This window comes from Desulforamulus aquiferis, assembly GCF_030577015.1.
GTDB classification, from domain to species: Bacteria; Bacillota; Desulfotomaculia; order Desulfotomaculales; family Desulfotomaculaceae; genus Desulfotomaculum; species Desulfotomaculum aquiferis.
The window spans coordinates 92,886-109,592 of the sequence record NZ_JARPTC010000014.1; the positions used below are offsets into that span (position 1 = coordinate 92,886).

A 16,707-nucleotide genomic window follows, 5' to 3' on the forward strand; every position below is an offset into this window, starting at 1 on the left:
AATATTTTTGTAATTAATTTGAAAGAAAAAGAAAAACCAGCCTATTTAAACTGGTTTTTCGATGACAAATTATTTTCTTGTCTCATGCCAAATATCTACAATTCCCAATTCCGACAGTCTCTTTTCTGTAGGAATGCCATTGTTATCCCAGCCCATTAGCTCGTAAAACTCATCCAGCATGGGCTTAAGTTCCACAACCTGCCCGGCACTGGGACCCGAAGGCATCTTTTCCTCTGTCATGCGCCTGGGTAAGGTATCATCCTTACGAGAGAAGCCCTCCCTTACATTAAACAACCTTTCCAGGTTAGCAATCCTTTCACAAATCAAAAAGCCCTCTTCTACACTATAATCAATACCTGTAACAGCCTTAAACAAGGCTAAGCCCAGCTCCATGTTCATGCCATTTCTTATTGTGGCACAAACACCTAGGGAGTCCACCAGGGCCATCTGGGCCTGTACCTCACGTACTAGGGCACCTTTACCCTGGTATTGGAATCTTCCTAATCCATCACCAGCCGTTTCTGCCCCCATAGTTGGAGCTATCATGTGGTGGGCACCCTTGGGAGAAATGGCATAGGTTAGTCCCATTCCCTTACAGCCCCTCGGCTCGTAGGTGGGGAATTCCATTCCCTTTACCTGCATGGCTAATTCTGAAGCACCCAGGCTTTCTGCAGCTCGCTTGCTGCCTTCAGCCAGCAGGTTGCCAATGCCCCTGCGTTCACCTATCATTTCTAATATTTTAACCAAACTTTGACCATTGCTAAAGTTTAGCTCTAGGCCTTCCAGTTCCTCTGCTTTGATTATACCGCGCTCATAGCACTCCATGGCAAAGGATACAACTGCACCGGCAGACATGGTATCTAAACCATATAGATCACATATTTCAGTAGCTTTAACCACTGCGTCCAGGGACGACACTCCGCAATTGGCACCTAAAAGACCGGCAGATTCAAATTCAGGTCCTTCAATAAGGGTATTAGCCCAAAGTCCATTTTTAATCTTACCTACTTTACCACAGCCTACCGGACATCCATAGCAGGAGGCATCCACTGTATAATAGTTTTCTTTCATGTACTCGCCGGTAAGTGATTGGTAACCTTCAAAATAACCAGTTTGAAAGTTCTTTGTCCCCCAATAACCCTTAGCATTAGTCCCGTCTGTCATCTCAGGCGTACCATATGCACGGCGAATTTTACATTTAGGACTATTGGCTAGGTTCCGATAAACTTTTTGGGTAAGTTCAGCTAATTCCTGTGGATTAGCTGCTTCAACAGCATTAGTTCCACGGATGGCAATGGCCTTAAGGTTTTTTGAACCTAGGACAGCCCCTGCACCGCCACGGCCAAACTCCCGATGATAGTCGGCCTGAACACAGGCAAAACGGGTTAGCTTCTCACCGGCCGGCCCAATGCAGGCTACACGAATTAGGGAATCCTTTAATTCAGTACGAAGGGTGGTCTGGGTATCATGGGTAGATTTTCCCCAAAGATGAGCAGCATCCCTTATTGTTACTTGATCATTATCGATCCAAAGGTAAACAGGTGTTTCACTGGCACCTTCTATGATAATTCCGTCATAACCGGCAAACTTTATTTCCGGGGCTAAGTGTCCGCCGCACAGGGAGAAGGAATAGGTGTTAGATAGGGGGGACATGAAGGTAACGTTGGCTTTATTAGCCCCAGGTACCATTGTGCCGATTAAGGGAGAAGTTAGAAAGATCAGCTTGTTATCCGGTCCAAGGGGCTCAATATGGGCAGGCAGCTCCTTAATTAGCAAGGCAGCTCCCACTCCACGACCTCCAAAATATCTGGCAAACAGTTCTTTTGGTGTTTCCTCCCTTTCTGCTGTTCCCTTAGTGAGGTTTACCCGCAGCATAACTCCGGTCAATCCCATAACCTTACTCATTATCCTTCACCCCCTTGCGGCATAAGCATTTTCTTACAGCTTCCTCACGAATAGCCCGATCTGTTATTTCCAATGGTAAATAATCAATTGCACCGGCAGGGCATTGGGCCACACACTGGGGATTCCCTTGGCAAAGGTCACAAATTATTACAACTCTTTTTTCTTTATCTAGGGCAATTGCAGCATGGGGGCACGACCTCATGCACCTGCGACAACCTACACATTTTTCTTCATCAACTGCAATTGCGCCGGTTAAGGGATCCTTTGATAATGCTCCAAATTTACAGGAAGCGATGCAGGGACTATTTGGGCACTGCTGGCAAACCACCGGTATGTTTAGATAATCAGTTAGGGATTTAGCTAACTTGATTCGTGAACGAACTGGGTCTACCTTACCATGGTGCCTATAGGCACACCATTGCTCACAAATACGACAGCCCAAACAACGCTCTGGATAGGTCACTAGTACCTTTTTCTTCACAATTATCCCTCCAAAGCATTTATAGATTTTATTTATTTACCTGAATAATTACCTTGGTACCCTTTTGTGAATTTAATGCCTCATCATAGGCCTCTTTAGCTTCACTGAGAGAATAAATTCTCTCAACCAGTATGGATTTAAATACTTCCTTCATGGGGGTACTCATAATCTGAGCAGCTATTTCTAAGTCCTTTTTGGTATACATCTGGCTGCCAATAATATAACTTTCCCTCTTACACATTTCAAAAATATTTAATTCCAGTGTTCTTTCAAAGGTACCTAATATAACGATTACCTCCGGTGCCGGATCTGTAGTGACCAGCATATCCAATACCTTTTTATTGCCGGTGCATTCAAAGGCCACCGGCCTTGTGTCCTTAATGGGTATATCCTTAATACCCTGGAATACTTTAAAGCCTATTTTTTCAGCCAGTTCTTTACGATTGGCATTTATTTCTACCATACTAACATTCATACCAAGCTTTTCCCTCAGGTATAGGCCGATCAGAATACCGATGGTGCCGGCACCTGTTACAATAGCTTCTTTAGTGCTAATCTTAATTCTTTCTAACAGACCCACACAATGTACTACAACAGCCAGGGGTTCTAGTAATGAAGCCTCCAGCAAATCACAGCCTTCCGGCAGCTTTATTAAATTTTCTATGGGTATGGAGACTTCCTCGGCTAAACAACCAGTAACCTGGAAGCCGACAACTTTACGATTCACACATTGGTTGGGATAGCCCAATTTACAGTACTCACATTCCTTACAACCAATGAGTGGTACCACGGCAACCTTATCTCCCACTTGCAGGTTGTCTTTATTATTGCCTATTTGTGTTATGATTCCTACGGCCTCGTGGCCAAGCACCGCAGGTGGTTTAACCTTGGGATGTTTCCCTTCGTACACATGTAAATCAGATCCACAGACACCACAATAAACTACCTTAATAATGGCACAGCCCTCTTGCAAAGCTGGGGCAGCAGATTCAATTATTTCAAACTCGAAGGGCCGTACAGTTAATGCTTGCCTCATCATAATTTCCTCCTTGTTCTAGCCTGCATAATTGCCCAATAACCTTGGTACAAAAAGAATGAGATCGGGCATAAAAATGAAAGCTACAGTGATAGCCACCAATACAAGCATAAAGGGTAAAGCTCCCCGAGACGCTTCTTCTAAGGATAATTTGCCAATAGTCATGGCAATAAAGACATTGGCACCCAGTGGCGGTGTCAGCAGGGCCACCTCATTGGTGAGAACCCACAGTATGCCAAAGAAAACTGGATCTATGCCTAGCTGTATAATTACGGGTAAAAGAATTGGCACCAGGATAACTATGGTTGACAGAGTCTCCATGAACATGCCAAGCATGAAGAGCATTAAACAAATCAGCAGCAAGATTACTTCCGGACTATTACTTATTGAAAGCATAGCTGCGGCAACTGTTTGAGGTACCTCATAGAGGGTTAAAAATCTACCAAAAAGTACTGATACACCAACGATAATCATGGACGTACCGGAGGTAATATTGGTTAGCTTGATGCTATCCCAAAGACCTTGCAGGGTTAACTTTTTAAGAATAAATCTACCTACAAATAAGGCATAAAAACATGCTACAGCAGAAGCTTCTACCGGAGTAAATATTCCTGAATAGATACCCCCTAGAATTATTACCGGAGCCATCAGGGACCAAATATTTTGCCTGAAGATTTGAATTATTTCTTTTGTGGTATAGGTTTTATCCATACCCTTGTAACCACGTTTTCTAGCGATAAAGTAACAGGTCAGCATTAGTGCCGTACCAACTATCGCTCCTGGCAACATCCCTGCCATAAATAATGTACCAACTGATACATTGGCCATAACCCCGTAAATAATCATAGGATTACTTGGCGGAATTAAAATTCCCAGGGTGCCGCCCGTCGCACAAACGCCCGCACCAAATTTTTTGTCGTAGCCAGCCCTGAGCATTGCCGGCAGCATTAGTGTACCCATGGCAGCCACCGTTCCCGGTCCGGAACCAATCATTGCCGCAAAAAACATACAGCCCAGAATGGTAACAAGGGCCAAGCCACCCCTGATCTTACCAACAAATATTTTAGCAACATCAATTATTTGGTCTGCCATGCCGCCGCGTTCCATGATAGCACCTGCGAATATAAAGGCAGGTATGGCTAAGAGGGGAAACATATCCCCTACCTTTACCATATCCAAAGGAACAATATCCAGTGGTATATGACTAAAGGTCAAGACAAAAATTGTAGAAATTCCTAAAGATATGTATATGGGTACACCCAATAAGAGGGTCGCAAACAGGACAATCCATATTCCCCAGGTTTCAAGCACTTTATAATCCCCCTATCCCCTACGCGGTCTTATCCTTAATGATTCCGAAGTCAGTCAGCATTCTAATAAACATCCTAACAGTTACGAAGACAAAGGCAATTGGTACCATTGCATAGACATACCGCATGTCCCAGCTGAGAATGGGAGATATTTGAGGGAAGTCTTTCATTTCATAAATAACCTTAAACCCTAAATAAATAACAAAGCCATTAAAGGCAAAGGAAATAACATATTGAATGATTTCTAATACCTTTTTGAATTTTCCCGGTAGAATGTTAACTAATAAGGTTACTCGAAAGTGGGCCCCTTGCTTGGCTCCCAGGGCTGCAGCAAAGTACACCATGGTTAAAAAGGCAAATCTCAAAAGCTCCTCAGACCATGCAATGCCTGTTCCGAAAACATACCTTGCAATAACCTGAATGAACAACAGAGTGATAACCGTACAAAACAATACAGAGGCTATAATTTCTTCAATATTATTAACCACTAATTTAAAGATTCTCATTTTATCACCCACTTGCCACTAGAATATTGTTATAGAACCTTCACCGGGAAGGTTCTATAACATTTTAAATCAACTTATGGTTTTTCCCTTCCAAGAACTGCCATAGCCTTATCTAAGATAGTAGGATCGGGCAGTTCCCCGTAGAATTTTGGCCAGATAGACATGGCATTTTTCATCCACTGTTCTTCATCAGAAGGAGGTCCGCTAATTTGTAAACCCTTGGCCTCTAGCTCCTTTTTCAGATCAGCTTCCGTTTTTACCATCAGATCACGGTTCTCTTGCATAACTTCCTGACCGGCCTTGGTGATAGCTTCCTGAATGTCTTGTGGTAGGCCTTGGAACCACTTGTCATTGACAATAATGCAACCTAACCAAATCTTGTAATGCAGCTCGGTTACATAGCTTTGTACTTCATACATTTTGGACTGATAGATACTGGAGTAGGGGTTTTCCTGGCCATCCACTACCTTTTGCTGTACCGCATTGAAGGTTTCATCCCAGGCAATGGGCACCGGCTCAACACCCCAGGATTTGAAGGCTTCAACAACATATTTGTTGTTTGGCACCCTAATTTTTAAACCTTTTAAGTCTTCCATACTATTAACGGGTCTTTTGCTATTTGTTAAATGACGGAAGCCTTGCTCCAGCCAAGCTACACTTCTGGTACCACTTTCTTTAATCTGCAGTTCATTTAGGTCATCAGTAATAGAATCTACTACTTTATAAGTTTCCTCTCTGCTCATAAATAGATAAGGGAAGTCATAAACACCGATTGAAGGGGAAAATTGTGTCATGTTACCGGCGGTAATCATAGCCATTTCTATGATACCCTTTTGTACGTCAGGAACGTTTTTCTGTTCACTGCCTAGTTGACCACCAGGATACAATTTTACTTCAATTTGACCATTACTATATTTTTCCATTTTTTCTTTCATTGATTTAGCGGCTTCATAGGCTGGAACGCCGTCTATGGCAGCATCGGGAAGACTGTATTTAATAACTATTTTTTCTCCGGTCTCTTTCTTTCCGCCGGATTCTGTTGAGGAACTGCCGCAGCCTGAAAAGATCAATGCTGCTGAAAGTACCATGGCTAACACTAACAACATCTTTTTTGCCTTCAACATTTTCAATCCTCCATCCAAGTAATTAGATATCATACCTCATACCTCTATGTAGTTCATTTTACCACCCTGCCACCCTTCACCCCCCTTATCTTTAAAATGGGGCCGGAAATTTTATCTAACAGAGTCTGCCCTAATTTTGTATTTATTAATTAACTAGTAATTCACTGAGGCTTAACTAAAGTTATTTTTCTTCAGCTATAATTCCATTTTCAAACTCAATGGTATCGTTATTTAACAAAACCCTATACCGATACCTGTCTGCCCGATAATAGTTCAGTGAAACCTCATAGGGCTTACCCTGGGAATAGACTACCCGCTGCATTACCAGCATGGCTGCTCCCTCTGAAATACCTAACTTATTTGCTTCCTCAGGTCCCGCCAGAGTTGCGTAAATATCCTGGTGGGCCTCTTCCAGGCGAATGCCAAGCTCCTGCTGGGCAACCTCATAAGTCCCCCGACGAACCAAATCATGCTCTGATAATTTTTTCCCGACAAACACTGGCCAAAAGCTTTTGACTAATACCACGGGAGTATTATCCATTAGTTGGATTTTTTCAATTAGAAACACCTTTTTTGTTTTAAAAACCTCAAGCCCAAGATCTTCAAACTCGGATATTTCGACTTGATCGACCCTGATTAATTTAGAGCTTGGTTCATATCCCTTTTCCCTTACCTGGTCAAAAAAACCCGTAAGCTTACCAAGGGTTTCAACATATTGCTTTTTAATAAAAGTTCCCTTGCCTGGCTTTCTTTCCAGCCAACCTTCTCGAACCATTTCATCAACAGAGCGGCGTACCGTTGTACTGCTTACACCATAGGCCTTCATTAGCTCCTTATCGGTGGGAAATAGTTCTCCTATACCCCATTCGCCGCTCTGCAGTCTCTTTCGCAAATCATTAGAGACTTGAAAATGTAAAGGAAGTTGCGGATTTTTCATAATGTTTTAACCTCACATTTTTGTGCATATATGTAATATTGCAATATTACATATATGTTAAAAACATTATAAAGTCCAATCCAAAACCAGTCAATTGAAACTTTATAAAATTAAGACTTTTTCAAAAATTGGTTAAGGGTAATGTAATTTGGTTCCCACTGCCCCACCAAATTTTTCAACCATTCAATAAACTCCTGTGTAACCTGCTTCCTCTGAATGTCATAGAACTCTTTGGGCATTGTTTTCTCTTTACCCCCTACCTCTAAAAGTGGGTATGTAGCAAAGTTTAGTTCTTTTTCTGAGCAGTCACCAGTTATATTTATCATGCAGCCACCTAAACCGGCAACGGCGGCACGAACAGCCACCCTACCATTCAAATAGGCTTCCTGTTCATCCACCTCAGATCGAGCAGGTGCAAAGCACCTTTGGACCATGCCAAGATCCTGAGCCCTGGCACGAACCTTTAGCTTCCGGGCTATAAGGTCAGCAAGATAACTTGATGCACCGCCAAATACTTGGCTGCCCTTTTTAACATCGGCAAAGGGACTACTTCCAATAGGATTATGATCATGGTCTTTAAGCCCTTCACCAACCACTACGGTAGCATAGCCTAATAGCTTAATCACTTTATCAACTTCTTCCAAAAACTCCTTTTCATCAAAGGGAATCTCCGGTAGATAGATTAGATGTGGAGCCTTGTCTGAATATTCTTTAGCCAATCCTGTGGCAGCAGCAAGCCAGCCTACATTTCTTCCCATAACCTCCAGAACCCTTACCTGTTCAAAGGTACGCATGGCATAAAGATCTAAGCCTACATCCAACGTAGCCTGGGCCACATATCTGGCGGCACTTGCATAACCCGGCGTATGGTCCAGGCCAAAGATATCGTTATCGACAGTCTTAGGCACACCAATAACCTGAAGATTTTTTCCCAATTTCATGGCCTCTTCGGAGATCTTCCCGGCAGCAAACATAGTTCCGTTGCCACCTATTTGCAAGTAATAACCAGCCTGGAGTTTCTCTAACTTGATTGGGATTTCCTTGAAATCCGACGGTGTTAAATGCATGCGACTAGAGCCCAAAAATGCCCCAGGAGTATTCCTTAATTGTTTTAGTTCCAAATCATCAAATGAAGAAAGCTTTATAAATTTTCCATCAAATAGTCCATGAAAACCACAAATACAACCAATAACCTCTTTAATTTCCGGGTAGTTTCGCGACTCCTCAATGATTCCAGCCAGCGTACTATTAATTACTGCAGTTGGCCCTCCGGTTTGGGCCACAACCAGTGTCCTTAATCCGGGCACCAGTTTTTCACCTCCCTTTCAATCTAACTGGTTAGTTAAATTGATTTACGCCAATCAGAATCAAAGAACCTAAGTTTTTCATAAACCAGATCGGATACCGCCTCTTTACAGGCCTGTGGAACACCGATCATATCATAGGAATTGGGCTTATGCTGATGTGTGGCGATAAATGCCTCAATGTAAGCTTTTTTTACTTCTGTTCCGATATTTATCTTTTTAATACCATGCTCTACAGCCAAGGCAAACTGGTTTTTTGTTAAACCTGTCCCACCATGAAGAACTAAAGGTATTTTACTTTGCCCCTCACATTCTTTTAATATGTCAAAGTTCAAATTTGGTTCTCCATTGTAGAGACCATGGGCGTTGCCGATGGATACTGCCAATGCATCCACTCCGGTAGCTGCAATAAATTCTGAAACCCTTTGGGGATCAGTCATCTTACTGTTCTTAACTTCTTCACCGTCTTCGATTCCGGCCAGAGCACCTAACTCACCTTCCACAGATACACCTAAACAGCGTGCTGCTTCTACAACCTTAGAGGTTAATGAGATATTCTCTTCAAAGGACAGGTGCGAGCCATCAATCATGACAGCGCTAAAGCCCATTTTCATAGCTCTAAGACAAACACCAAAATCCTTGGCATGATCCAAAAATACCACCACAGGCACTGCAGCCTTTTCTGCCAACTCCACTAATATTTTCCCAATATACTCATTACCTGGTCTTGCCAGAACAGGTCCCCCTACCATGGCAATAACAGGTAGATTTGCTCTCTCTGCCCCCTGAATAATCCCTTGCGCCGTATAAAGATCATATGTACTAAAGGCACCCACAGCACAATACTGGTCCTTTGCTGCTAAAACTTCACTTAATGTTACCAGCGGCATTTAATCACTCCCATTGTCCTTAATTGATTTAGTATGGTAACCAAAAAATTAATTTCTGTAATATTGCAATATTACATATTTGCATAATTGCGTAATGGCTTTATTATATTGTGAATATTCACTTTGGTCAATAAAGTTATTTGCATTTCTATTTTAAAAATAAGAGGGTAGCTCATAAGAGCTACCCTGCTAAAATAATATTCCATCCTCAATATTAACTGCTTCATTTTTCAACACTACTCGATATCGGTATCTATCTGCCCGGTAGTAGTTGACCGATAACTCGACGGGCTTATCACCTAAAAAGGCCATTCTTTTCATCATCAAAATTGGATCTCCTGGCTGAAGTTCCAAATATTCAGCTTCCTCAATTCCAGCAATTGCAGCTGATATATACTGATGAGCTTCCTGCAGCTTAATTCCTAATTCTTTTTGAATAATTTCGTAGGTCCCTTGATTAGTCAAATTATATTTAGCTAATTTTTGGCCTATTTCTATGGGCCAAAAGCTTTTTACCAGTACAATAGGGTTTTCATCTACAAATTGAACCTTCTTAATAAGGAATAGTCTACTTGAATTAAACAGACTTAGCTCGGAATCTTCAAATGTGTCTATATCAACTTCCTCAAGCTGCAAAACCTGCGAGCTTGGACGATACCCCTTATCCCTAACTATATCAAAAAAACCGTTAAGCTTTCCTAATGTCTCAATATACTGCCTTTTAATAAAAGTTCCCTTACCAGGTTTTCTTTCCAGCCAGCCCTCACGCACTAGTTCGTCAATTGCCCTACGTACTGTGGTACTGCTTACATTAAAGATTTGCATCAATTCTTTATCACCGGGAAAAAGTTCACCAACAGCCCACTGGCTGTCTATAAGCTTCTTTCTTAATTCATTTGAAATCTGGTAATGTAAAGGCAGAGGTAGATTTTTCATAATTTCCTCCCCAAATTATGCAAATATGTATAATTATCAATATGTTTATTAATTATACCATATAAATACACAACCTTTCAAAAATAGCTTAATCTGCAGATTTCCCAAACCTTTGAGGTTTGCTAATTTTATTAGATAATAAAGGGACTAACCTCAAATGAGATTAGTCCCTCAGATTGTCAAGAAACTACCTATCTTCGGGTTTTAGTAATCCCTCACGACTCCTCTCTCCGCAGTGGACAGCGCTTGTATAAACCTTATCTTTTCTTAACCTTATTGTTGTTCCAAATATTCTTCCAGCGTAATGCCCTTGTCCATAATCTCTTTCGCGTGTGGCGTTCCTACATAGCGGTAATGCCACGGTTCAAACGGAACACCCGTCACATCCTCCTTACCTTTAGGATAGCGGATAATGAACCCATACTCCGCACAATGCTTAGCAAGCCACTCAAATTGTGGTGTCAATTCAAAGCTTTCGTTTCCGTATGCGATTACATCAAAGGCAAGCCCAGTCTCATGCTCACTCTCGCCGGGTTTTGCCGCAAATCCATCTGCGGAGATGGAGAAAACCATTTTTTGTTCCCCACGTGAACGGTATCCGCTGGTAATGATGAAGCCCCTCACACCGTCCTTCTGTGCCGCCGCAAACATCGCATCCATTGCTTGATAAACGTCTTCACTAACTTCAATGTCTGTTTTCGCCAACTGAAAATGCTTAATTCTTTGGTTATAGAGATTTACAAGCTTTTCAGGTCGATAATCTTTCGGCAGAGGATTCTTAGTGTTTATAAGCAAAATATCTTCCGATGATTTGCTTGTATATGGAGCGTTTGTTGATGACTTGCTCAAAGGAGGTGCGCCCACATGCGGATTGTCCGTCAAAAATTCATCCCTTGGCTGTACTCCGTCATTTGATCTGTTCCTATCGCGTTCCGAGTCAGCATATTTAACAAAGGAAAAAGTCGCCACGCACAATACTAAAATAATCACCACAATATAAACAAAACGTTTCAATATAGCAGTCTCCTTTCACCATAATGTGGAGAGCCTGGGTGATATTCCGCGCCAATGCACGGGCAATTCCGATACGCGGCTACTCGCCGCTTTTGCTCAGATAGTCGGATTCAGCATACATGCTCATGAATCGGAATTCGTGTTCACCATGGTTATTATTATGGCAAACCCATCTGTATTTTCCCTGTAGCCAACCTGTAGTTTGTCTGTGGCGGCGAGAAACCAAAAAAAGGCCGGCAGAGATAACCCTGCCGGTCAAAATAATAAACTATAGCTACATCACTGGTGGACGCATCATGACAAAGTGACTGAGATAAAACAGATAGGCGAAACGCCATACTACCCAAACAGTCACTACCAAAGCAAGCATATTGACAATCTTAGCAGTACTGCTTTTGAAAATCTTGAATAAAATGTCACCAATACCGATGCCGATTATCCCTCCAAGCGTGTTGTCCAATATGTCGGTTACGTCGGTTATTCCCATTGCAAAAATGAATTGTATAACTTCAAACGATAAGGATAAACCGATAACAGTAAGAGCTTTTTTCATAAAAGGCCATTCGCTTTTCAACATGCGGATATAGATGCCCAATGGTATAAAAAGAAGTATATTATAAATAATTTCACGCAAGACTATAACACCATTTTCATCGAAAGACCCCTGAAACGGCATTAAGTTGATTACTCGCACCCCGTCTGATAACTCAGAATAAAATGGCAGTTTGAAAAGAATAATCCCTGTCAAAACCAGTATATATACAAGGAACAATAAAATTGTAAGAGTTTTTTGTTTTTCCAGTTTCAATGATTTTTCTCCTTATGGCTGTTTACACCTTCGATAAGTTCATCCAGAAAAGAACACCGTCCGAGGTATTTTTTAAAGTGAAGTCAATGTTCATGGCCTCCAGGGTTTTCCGCACGATGGTCAGCCCCAAGCCGCTCCGTCCGTTTTTCCGGCTCCGCGCTTGTTCTACGCGGTAGAATGGGTCAAACAGCTTCGGCAAAATCGCTTCGTCAATCCTTGCTCCTGAGTTCAACACACAAAGGCGATATTGGTCAGTCGCATATACAGTCCATATCCGAATCTCGCTCCCTTGAGGGGTATTCTGCACCGCATTCAATATGATATTGGAAAGCGCCTTTTTCAACATTTTGGGATCGGCAAGACAGGTCTGCCCAGCAGGAATATCCATTACGATACGTTGACCGTTTACCTCAGACAATGTTTGAAAGTCAGGCAGCAGGTCGACTACTGCCTGTCTGATGTCCAGTTTTTCAGGAACGGGTACAATTTTTCCGTCGTTAAGGCTGACAATCTCCAAAATCTCCGATATGGTTTTACTCTGTGTGTCCATCATCTTCACGCATTCACGCAGGTATTTGGGGTGGTCTTTGTAATCGCCTACATTTTCGAGCATTCCCTCTAACAAAACACTTGTGGCTGCGATTGGTGTTTTTAACTCATGGGAAGCCGCCGAGAAGAAATATCGCTGTGTTTCCTCTAATTCACGCTCCCGCAGGATTTCGTCCTCTAATTTGGAAATGGTTTCTTTCAGCTTTTCATACATGGAGTGAATGTCGCGGGCTAATGTGCCGAGTTCATCTTTACGCTCCGGCGCGGGCGGAACCTCTTCAAGATTCGCCATCTTGCTTGTATTATCCGTCAAAATTTTGATTGGCTTCGTTATCTGCCGGGCAAAAATATACGCGCCTATAACGCAGACGGCAAGCATGGCGGACAACATAACTAGCACACGCTCTATCAAGTTACCATATCTCAATGAAAATATATCATCTTTGACGACGTGAAGCGAATAACCGCCGTAAAGATACACCAATAAATCGGATTTTCCGCTGCTGGTGTCAAAATCGTCAAAATTGCCGGATTCATTGCCGGGGGTCATATAGACGATGTTGTTGTCCGTGTCTGTAATGTAGAACTGAAAGGATTGGTTCCTGTTATGAAACTGATTCGCCAGCTCGGTAATATCAGCAGTCCCCGGCGGCGTCCGGTCAATTAATTGCTTAAATGCGCCGCTGATTTCCCGAAGTTGTTGTCCAGAATAATATGCCATAATTTGTGTCGAAAAAAGGACTCCCGTCGCACCGACTAGCAACCCAGAGAAAATTATCGTATAAATGAATACCTTGATGAATATTCCGATTTTCTTCATGTCCTTTCTTCCTCCAAGCGATAACCCACACCGCGAACAGTCTTGATAATATTATCCGGTAACTTGGCCCGCAGGTTTTTAATGTGGGTATGCACGGTGCTACCGTCACCGTCAAACTCATAGCCCCACACACGGGATAAAATCACCTCATGAGATAGGGTTCGGCCTTTATTCTGAACCAGCAGCATTAGGATTTCAAACTCTTTGAGAGTCAAAACAATTTCCTCGCCGTTATAGGTAGCCTTGAAATCTTCCGGTAAAAGCGTCAGCTTGCCGCAACGGACTTCCTTTGCCAATGCACCGCTTCGCCGGAGCAGGGCTTCCACGCGTTTCAGCAAAAGCTGAATCTTGAATGGCTTTGTCACATAATCATCCGCTTCCGAGTCAAAGGCCTTGATTTGATTCTCATCATCGGAAAGCGCGGTCATCATCAGAATAGGAGTATTGTTATTCTTGCGGAACTCCCGCAAAAGTACATGCCCGTTCATTCCCGGCAGCATTATATCGAGAATGACCAACTGATAGGTGTTGTCGTAAAACTTGGTGTACGCTTCGTCGCCGTCCAAGCAGGCATCCACCTTATATCCCGCCTCGGATAAAAAGGCTTTGACTGTATTGCAGATATGCTCATCGTCCTCGACTAGCAGAATGTGAATATCCATATCCTCGCCTCCATGATTTATTATATTACTTCTTCCTGTAGTTTACCTGTAGTGAGGATCATGTCATTCTGCGCCTTCAGTATAACGTCTCCATTCTAAAATAGCTTAATCTGCAGATTTCCCAAACCTTTGAGGTTTGCTTATGTTATTATATCAATAACTATTTATGGAAATTTACCTATAGGCGAGGTGGTTTAATTGTCCTTTAAAGAATTAATCAGCAAAAGATATAGCGTACGGTCATACAAACCTGATCCTATTAGCGAAGAATTACTGGAGCAAGTGCTTGAAGCTGCCTGCTTAGCACCAACTGCTGTTAATAAACAGCCCTTTAAATTTATCGTAATTCATACCGAGGGTAGGCAAGAAGAGCTAAAACCAATTTATAAAGGCTCCTTCTTTACTGAAGCACCTATTCTTATCTGCGCCTGTTTAATAACTTCCCAGGCTTGGTCCAGAAAATACGATAATAAAAATTATGGTATCGTAGATGTAGCAATAGCAATGGATCATTTGATTTTAGCAGCCACCGAACTTGGTTTAGGGATATGTTGGATTGCTGCCTTTAATCCTAATGTGGCTAGACAAGTACTGAATTTGCCTAATACTGTTGAGCCAATCGCCTTTACACCTTTAGGCTATCCCAATGACTCAATGGGCCTGAGGGTAAGAAAACCATTAAATGACCTAATTATCTATGATAAGTGGCAATAATAAAGGGACTAACCTCCTATTGAGGTTAGTCCGCAGATTGTCGAGAATCGGCAGTAGACAGTGCTAAAATTCAGTATATATTTTAACTGCATCACGTAAAAATTCAGCGGTTCCCGGTTGTTCCTGATCATAATATGCGGTAAATCTTTGGTCATCTACATACATTTGGGTGACTCCTAAATGAGCTTCTTTGGTATAACCGTCCCAAAAATAGCTTAGCCATTGTCGATGTAAATCTGCTGCTTGTTGGGCCAAGGGGCTGCCAGGATCACCAGTTTTAAAAGCCTTTTGAAGCACCTCCATAACCTCATTGCTCAGTCTTGTGACCTCATCATATTGTTCCTGGGACATATTTAATACCTTTTGATTAGACCTGTCAACAGTCTGGTCACCATACTTTTCACGTATCTCATTACCGTATTTTTTTTCGTTTTCTTCTATTACCTCTTGTTTAAAGCCTGCAAATTTTTCTTTATCTTTCATTGTTGCTCTCCCCTCCGCTGACTCAATAGTTTTATCAATATTTGTAATCAACAAATTCAATTGGTTCCTTTTTTGGAGAAGTTTCTCCCGGTGTTCCCTTAAAGTTTTGGTTCTATTAAAGGTGGGATCAATTAATATCTCCTTGATAGTTTCGAGACTCACATCAAGTTCCCTATAAAATAGAATTTGCTGCAATCTATCAACCTGGGCCTGACCATATATGCGATAACCTGATGAATTTATTCTTGCCGGCTTTAGAATCCCCAGTTCATCATAGTATCTCAGGGTCCTTGTACTGACGCCCGCCAGTTGACTTAGCTTTTTTATGGTATATTCCATCCTCTCACCTCCTGCTAGAGTCAACTATACACCTTGACGCAGCGTCAAGGTCAATTGGTCATTTTTAACTATAATAAGTATTTTTAAAGGATTTTATTATTTTCAAATGGAACACTATATAGCAATGCTAGAAAATGAGGTGACATACATAGAAATGATAAATTTAAAAATTTTCTCCGACTATGCTTGACCCTTTTGTTATATCGGCAATGGTATTGTCGAAAGCTTAGCTAAAGATTACCCCTTGAATATTGAGTGGCTAGGTTATGAACTTCGCCCCGAAAGGCCACAGGAAGGCGAGCTATTGAGCAGGTTGTTTCCGGATTTTGACCCTGAGGCTGCTAACCAGAGATTTAATAAAATTGGTGCGGAGTTCAACCTGATTTTTAGACCAGTGAACTTTTTACCTAATACCAGGTTAGCCCTATTAGCAACTGAATATGCTAAAGATCTGGGTGTCTTCAAAGAGTTTCATAACGGGGTGTTCAGGGCCTATTTTACAGAGGGTAGAAATATTGGTTGCAAAGAGGCAATCCTGGAAATTGCCTTGTCCCTTGGTATGAATATAAAAGAAACTGAAGCTGCCTTGAGTAATCCTAATTACTTGACACGGCTTGAGCAAAATCGCCAATCCGGCATTCCCTGGCAGGTTACAGGTTTACCAACCTTCATTATTAACGAAGAGAAACGAATTGTTGGCGCCCAGTCATTAGCTTCTTTTAAAAGAACATTGGAACAATTTTTATAGTTAAAGCCACCTGAAGGTGGCTCAGTATGCTGAAAAAGATTCAACTGGGTTTTAATAATCCCGAACAGTGACATTCGAAGCAGTGAAAATAGCGCTTCGCGAAGCTGAGGATGCGAAAATGGGTGAGCGGACATGGATGTC

General features: G+C 42.0%; 16 protein-coding genes and 1 pseudogene. 2 read left to right on the plus strand and 15 right to left on the minus strand.

Annotated elements, in window-relative coordinates; translation table 11 throughout:
* Positions 1-69: 69 nt before the first annotated feature.
* From P6N53_RS10120 to P6N53_RS10185, 14 genes and pseudogenes are all read right to left on the minus strand, one after another.
* Positions 70-1,905 carry an aldehyde ferredoxin oxidoreductase family protein gene (locus tag P6N53_RS10120; RefSeq protein ID WP_304542735.1) on the minus strand — a complete coding sequence of 612 codons (1,836 nt, stop codon included), beginning with the start codon at positions 1,903-1,905 and terminating at the stop codon, positions 70-72.
* Entirely contained in the window at positions 1,898-2,386 is a 489-nt protein-coding gene (locus P6N53_RS10125) for a 4Fe-4S dicluster domain-containing protein (RefSeq protein ID WP_304542737.1), read from the minus strand. Before P6N53_RS10125 ends, P6N53_RS10120 begins: the two co-directional genes overlap by 8 nt.
* Positions 2,387-2,414: 28 nt before the next feature.
* On the minus strand, positions 2,415-3,425 hold the full coding sequence (locus P6N53_RS10130; protein WP_304542739.1) for a zinc-dependent alcohol dehydrogenase: 1,011 nt from the start codon (positions 3,423-3,425) through the stop codon (positions 2,415-2,417).
* A gap of 15 nt (positions 3,426-3,440) precedes the next feature.
* Positions 3,441-4,733 carry a TRAP transporter large permease gene (locus P6N53_RS10135; protein ID WP_304542741.1) on the minus strand — a complete coding sequence of 431 codons (1,293 nt, stop codon included), beginning with the start codon at positions 4,731-4,733 and terminating at the stop codon, positions 3,441-3,443.
* A 19-nt stretch (positions 4,734-4,752) separates the two neighbouring features.
* Complete coding sequence (locus tag P6N53_RS10140) at positions 4,753-5,238, minus strand: TRAP transporter small permease (RefSeq protein ID WP_304542743.1); 486 nt, start codon at positions 5,236-5,238, stop codon at positions 4,753-4,755.
* A 74-nt stretch (positions 5,239-5,312) separates the two neighbouring features.
* Positions 5,313-6,362 (minus strand): TRAP transporter substrate-binding protein, encoded by a 1,050-nt coding sequence (locus P6N53_RS10145; RefSeq protein ID WP_304542745.1) that lies wholly within the window; start codon positions 6,360-6,362, stop codon positions 5,313-5,315.
* 181 nt (positions 6,363-6,543) lie between these two features.
* Complete coding sequence (locus P6N53_RS10150; protein WP_304542746.1) at positions 6,544-7,299, minus strand: GntR family transcriptional regulator; 756 nt, start codon at positions 7,297-7,299, stop codon at positions 6,544-6,546.
* A gap of 110 nt (positions 7,300-7,409) precedes the next feature.
* Positions 7,410-8,606, minus strand: a complete 1,197-nt coding sequence (locus P6N53_RS10155; protein ID WP_304542748.1) for a diphosphate--fructose-6-phosphate 1-phosphotransferase — start codon at positions 8,604-8,606, stop codon at positions 7,410-7,412.
* A 35-nt stretch (positions 8,607-8,641) separates the two neighbouring features.
* Positions 8,642-9,493, minus strand: a complete 852-nt coding sequence (locus tag P6N53_RS10160) for a class II fructose-bisphosphate aldolase (protein WP_304542750.1) — start codon at positions 9,491-9,493, stop codon at positions 8,642-8,644.
* Between the two features lie 189 nt (positions 9,494-9,682).
* Complete coding sequence (locus tag P6N53_RS10165; RefSeq protein ID WP_304542752.1) at positions 9,683-10,429, minus strand: GntR family transcriptional regulator; 747 nt, start codon at positions 10,427-10,429, stop codon at positions 9,683-9,685.
* 273 nt (positions 10,430-10,702) lie between these two features.
* Positions 10,703-11,443: a M15 family metallopeptidase gene (locus tag P6N53_RS10170; protein ID WP_304542754.1), complete on the minus strand. Its 741-nt coding sequence runs from the start codon at positions 11,441-11,443 to the stop codon at positions 10,703-10,705.
* A 274-nt stretch (positions 11,444-11,717) separates the two neighbouring features.
* Positions 11,718-12,251: a VanZ family protein gene (locus tag P6N53_RS10175; protein WP_304542756.1), complete on the minus strand. Its 534-nt coding sequence runs from the start codon at positions 12,249-12,251 to the stop codon at positions 11,718-11,720.
* Between the two features lie 22 nt (positions 12,252-12,273).
* Positions 12,274-13,158, minus strand: a pseudogene (locus P6N53_RS10180) (HAMP domain-containing sensor histidine kinase); the annotation flags it as partial.
* Positions 13,159-13,616: 458 nt separating this feature from the next.
* The gene (locus P6N53_RS10185; RefSeq protein WP_304542760.1) at positions 13,617-14,282 is read right to left on the minus strand and encodes a response regulator transcription factor; all 666 of its coding nucleotides are present in this window, start codon (positions 14,280-14,282) and stop codon (positions 13,617-13,619) included.
* 198 nt (positions 14,283-14,480) lie between these two features.
* On the opposite strand from P6N53_RS10185, the gene P6N53_RS10190 reads away from it, so the two are divergent.
* Positions 14,481-14,996, plus strand: coding sequence for a nitroreductase family protein (locus P6N53_RS10190; protein WP_304542762.1), 516 nt, complete (start codon positions 14,481-14,483; stop codon positions 14,994-14,996).
* Positions 14,997-15,059: 63 nt separating this feature from the next.
* On the opposite strand, the gene P6N53_RS10195 is transcribed toward P6N53_RS10190, so the two are convergent.
* Positions 15,060-15,818 carry a MerR family transcriptional regulator gene (locus P6N53_RS10195; RefSeq protein WP_304542763.1) on the minus strand — a complete coding sequence of 253 codons (759 nt, stop codon included), beginning with the start codon at positions 15,816-15,818 and terminating at the stop codon, positions 15,060-15,062.
* A gap of 202 nt (positions 15,819-16,020) precedes the next feature.
* Here P6N53_RS10195 and P6N53_RS10200 point away from each other — a divergent pair, with 202 nt between their 5' ends.
* Entirely contained in the window at positions 16,021-16,566 is a 546-nt protein-coding gene (locus tag P6N53_RS10200) for a DsbA family oxidoreductase (RefSeq protein ID WP_304542847.1), read from the plus strand.
* Positions 16,567-16,707 lie beyond the last annotated feature (141 nt).